The sequence below is a fragment of the Dapis purpurea BLCC-M126 genome (assembly GCF_050015975.1).
Lineage (GTDB): Bacteria > Cyanobacteriota > Cyanobacteriia > Cyanobacteriales > Microcoleaceae > Trichodesmium.
In genome coordinates this window covers 1-5,363 of sequence record NZ_JBNHER010000281.1, presented here as the reverse complement: position 1 = coordinate 5,363, position 5,363 = coordinate 1, and the positions used below count along the sequence as shown (strand labels likewise).

Annotated in this window: 1 protein-coding gene; it reads left to right on the top strand. The window is 45.5% G+C overall.

All coding sequences use genetic code 11. The features are described 5' to 3' along the window. The coding region (locus tag ACP6PL_RS25785; RefSeq protein ID WP_426548192.1) for a beta strand repeat-containing protein at positions 1-5,363 on the top strand (5,363 nt) is incomplete at both ends.

Below are 5,363 nucleotides of genomic sequence, written 5' to 3'. Positions count from 1 at the left end.
AGACTGGTGATATCAATACTACATCGTTCACTTCCTCTTCCCAGCAGGGAGATGGAGGAAATATCGCAATCTCGACTCAGACTGGTGACATCAATACATCAAACATTGATTCCGGTTCCTCTTCTGATTATGGGGGGAATGGGGGAGATATCACAATCTCTGCTCAGACTGGTGATATCAATACATCAAACATTGATTCCCACTTTGACGGTTATGGGAATGGTGATGGAGGAGATATCACAATCTCGACTCAGAGTGGTGATATCAATACAGCAAGCATTGACTCCCGGTTTTACAGTGATGGGAATGGGAATGGAGGAAATATCATAATCTTGACTCAGAGCGGTGATATCAATACGGCAAACATTGATTCCCACTTTGACGGTGATGATGGGGATGGGGATGGGGGAGATATCACAATCTCGACTCAGAGTGGTGATATCAATACAGCAAGCATTGATTCCCGATTTTACAGTGATGGGAATGGGGATGGAGGAGATATCACAATCTCGACTCAGAGTGGTGATATCAATACAGCAAACATTGATTCCTCATTTTACGGTGATGATGGGGATGGGGATGGGGGAGATATCACAATCTCGACTCAGAGTGGTGATATCAATACAGGAAGCATTAGTTCGAGTTCTAATGCTTCCTCTGTTAACTCAGGGGATGGAGGAGCCATTTATATTGAGGCAGAAGGGGATATCAGCACAGCAGACATTAATTCTTCCTCCGTTAATTCAGGAAATGGAGGAGATATTTCTCTAAATGCACAAACAATAAAATTTGACTTTCCAGAAGACGGAGATACAGAACAACAAGCAATCAATACATTCTCAATAGGAATAAACAACTCAGGAGATGGTGGAAACGTTAACATTACTACTAATAACCTCAGCAACACAGAAATATTTACACTATCTACCCACGGAAAATCAGGGCAGGTGACAATAGAAAGTCAACCACAAAGAAACCTTCAACTAAATGACTCATCAATTCTTACCAGCAAACAAGTAACTGTAAAAGATAGCTTGGGCAGGGAGATACAAATAGACGTAGGAGCAGAACAAGGCCAATCAGGCGATGTCTCCATCAAGAGCCCAGGCAATATCAACCTCAACAACGTCAACATTGAAAGCGACACCAAAGGTAAGCAACGCGCCGGAAACGTTACCATCGAAAGCCAAGGGGGCGCAATAACATTCAACGACAGCAAGATCCTCAGCACTACCAACGCCAAAGGAAACGCCGGAGAAATTACCCTCAAAACCCCCCAAGACATCCAAATAACAAATAAAAGCCGACTCCAAGCCGACACTCAAGGCAAAGGCAACGCAGGCAACATCAACATCGAAGCTGGAAACCTAAACCTAGACGAAAACACTAGCCTTACTACAGAAACCAATGCAGCAGGAGCACCAGGCAAAATCAACATCCAAGCCAATACCATAGACATCGGAGAAAACGCTCAAATAAGCGCCACAGTCACCGCCGACTCCACCAACACCACTAACACAGAAGAAGAAAAAGGCAAAATTGACATATTTGCCAATACCCTCAACATCTCAGGCACCTTAGGAATATTCGCTGAAACAGCAGGAGAAGCAGACGCAGGTACACTCACCATCAAAACCTACAATGACAACCCCAACCTAGACATCAACTTCAGCAACCAAGGCTTCATCTCCGCTTCTACCAGTTCCACAGGCAACGGAGGCAATATATCTATTAGTGCCCCAGAAACCATAAATATCACAGGAAATCCAGAAACAACAAACGTTATAGATGGAACTATCAGAGTTACCACAAATAACATCGGTAATGCAGGTGAAATTCAAATAGAAACCCAAAACCTAACAATAACAGACGGCATATCCATCTCAGCCTCCACCACTGGAGTTGGAGACGCCGGAGATATCAAGATCAACACCAATAGTTTCAACCTAGAAACAGGAACAAGCATAACCACAGAAACCAACAGCACCGGAGCAGCAGGAAATATTGAAATCAACTCCCCAGAAGTAACCATAGGAGAAAACGCCTCCATCAGTGCCACAGCACTAGAAGGAGCAACCAACACAGAAGAAGAAGGCGGAAACATCAGCATATTTAGCAACACTCTCAACATTTCAGGAGAACTAGGAATATTCGCCGAAACTCAAGGAGAAGCACCCGCAGGCACCCTTACCCTCAAACCCTACAACGACAACCCAGACCTAGATATAATCTTCAGCAACTCTGGCTTCATCTCCGCTCGTACCACCTCCACAGGTGATGGAGGTAACATTGATATTACCGCCCCAGAAACCATAGACATCACAGGAGACGGCAAAATCTCAGTCGAAACCACAGGAGAAGGCAAGGCAGGTGACATTAACATTGATACTCAAAACCTGAGCTTGAGTGGAGGAGTTAGTATTTCGGCAGAAACCGACAGTGCTGGAGCAGCCGGAAATATAGAAATCAAATCTCCTCAACTCACCATCGGCGAAAATACACAAATTAGTGCCACAGCCAAAGAAAACTCCAGCAACACAGAAGAAGGTGGGGGAAATATTAGGATATTTAGTAATGAGCTGAACATTTCTGGGGAACTAGGAATATTCGCCGAAACCAAAGGAGAAGCAACAGCAGGTACCCTTACCATCCAACCATACTCTGACAACCCAGACCTAGATATAACCTTCAGCAACTCAGGCTTCATCTCAGCCCGCACCTTCTCCTCTGGCAACGGAGGTAACATTGATATTACTGCCCCAGAAAGTATAAACATTACAGGAGACGGAAAAATCTCAGTCGAAACCACAGGTACAGGTAATGCAGGTGAAATTAACATCGACACCCAAAACCTTACCCTGAGTGAAGGAGTCAATATATCCGCCGAAACCAACAGCGGTGGAGCAGCCGGAAAAATAGAAATCAAATCCCCAACACTCACCATAGGTAACAACACCTCCATCAGTGCCACAGCACTAGAAGGAGCCACCAACACAGAAGAAGGCGCAAAGATCAGCATATTTAGCAACACCCTCAACATCTCAGGAGAATTAGGAATATTTGCCGAAACCCAAGGAGAAGCAACAGCAGGTACTCTTACCATCAAACCATACTCTGACAACCCAGACCTAGATATAACCTTCAGCAACAATGGCTTCATCTCAGCCCGCACCTTCTCCTCTGGCAACGGAGGCGACATCAATTTATTGGCCCCAGAAAGCATAAATATTACAGGAGACGGTCAAATTACAGTAGAAACTCAAGGCAAAGGCAACGCCGGAGAAATTAACATCGACACCAAAAATCTCACCATAGCCGAAGGTACTACCATATCAGCAGCCACCTCCAATGACGGAACCGGAGGCAGCATCAACATCAACCCCACAGAAACATTTGAACTCAACGGCCAAATAACCACAGAAACCACAGGAGCAGGCAACGCCGGAGAAATTAACATCGAAACCCAAAACCTCACCATAGCCGAAGGTACTACCATATCAGCAGCCACCTCCAACGAGGGAGATGGAGGGGACATCAACATCAACCCCACAGAAAAACTTGAACTAAACGGTCAAATAATCACAGAAACCACAAGCACCGGAGCAGGAGGCAACATCACCATCAACACAGGCTCCCTCACAGCCGAAAACAGCACCATCTCAGCCCAAAGCACCGAAACAGCCATCGGAAAAGCAGGCTCAATAGAAATAACCGCCCAATCAAACATAACCACAGGCATCATCACCTCCTCAGCCAACAATAAAACACAAGCAGCAGATGGAAACCACATCATCATCACCAGCACAGAAGGAGAAATCAACGCCACCCAACCAATTCAATCATTCTCAGAAAAAGGCAACGCCGGAGATGTCACCCTCAACGCCCAAACCAACGTCACCACCAACATCATCAGTTCCCACGGCCAACAAAAAGGTGGTCAAATCAACATCACAGCCGCAACGGGAAACATAGACACAAGCAACAGCACCCTAGCCAACTATTCAGGAAGAGGCGACGGAGGAAACGTTAACCTAAGTGCCCCCCAAGGAGACATTACCACCAGTAACATCTCCTCCTTTGCCGATGGTAACGGCGGTCAAATTAACATTAAAGCAGGAGGAGAAATCAACCTCACAGAAAACAGCAATATTATCTCCGCCTCAGAAGTGGCAACCGACAGTGAAACCGACAACCCAGGTAAAGGAGGAGACATAATATTAGAAGCAGGCAGCAACATTAATACCACCACAGCCAGAATATATTCCGGTGCAAACATTGGCGACACAGGAAAAATAGAAATTACCGCCGATCATACCATAGAAACAGGTCAAATAGACCTAGCATCAGGCTTCGTCAGAGAAAGACTAGAATTCAACGACAACAACAACTTCACCCTCATACCCAAACCAGAAGGAGAAGCCACCCAAGGTTTTGCCGGAGACATCAGTATCAAGAGCAACAACGGCACAATAGACACCACCGCCAGCACCATTAACTCCCGTTCCCCAGACGGCTCCGGCAAAATCACCATAGAAGCCCTAGGCAACATCACCACAGGCAAACTAGAAGCCAGCGCCCTCAACACAACCAAACCTACCACAGGAGGAGATATTACCATCACCAGCCAACAAGGAAAAATCACCGCCACCCAAGCCATAGAAACATTCTCAGAACAAGGAACAGCCGGAAGCGTCAACATCGACGGAGCAGGCCACGTTGAAATCAACACCATACTATCCCAGGGAACTCAACAAGGAGGAGATATTACAATTCATAGTAGCAGCGAGAATAGTATCAACGTCCAAGACGACTTAAACACATTTTCCACAGAAGGAACAGCCGGAAATATAACCCTCACATCCCCAGGAACCATAACCATTAGAGGTATTCGTTCCGAAGGACTGCAACAGGGAGGAGATGTCACAATAGAAAGTGGAATAGGTAATATAGATGCCACTGGAGGAGATATAGACTCTTTCTCAGAGCAAGGAATAGGAGGCGACGTACAACTCAACGCCTCAGAAAGCGTCAACCTAGCCAACGTATCATCTTATGGTATGACAGAAAGTGGAGACTTAACCATTCAGAGCCAAACAGCAGAAGTCAACACAGAAAATGTAACAACAGAAGCTCCAGAAGGAAGTAGTGGCAGTATTATTATCAACGGAACAGAAGTCGGTACAGGAGATTTAAGTTCCATCGGTACAACAAGTGCCGGGGAAATTAATGTAGAAGCGACAGATGGTTCAATAGACACTTATGATGTTGAAATCAGATCTGACGGAACAATAGGCAGTTTGAGTCTACAAGCAACAGAAGACATTGAAACAGAAGATATTACTCAAGAAGCAGGAGAAGGAGAC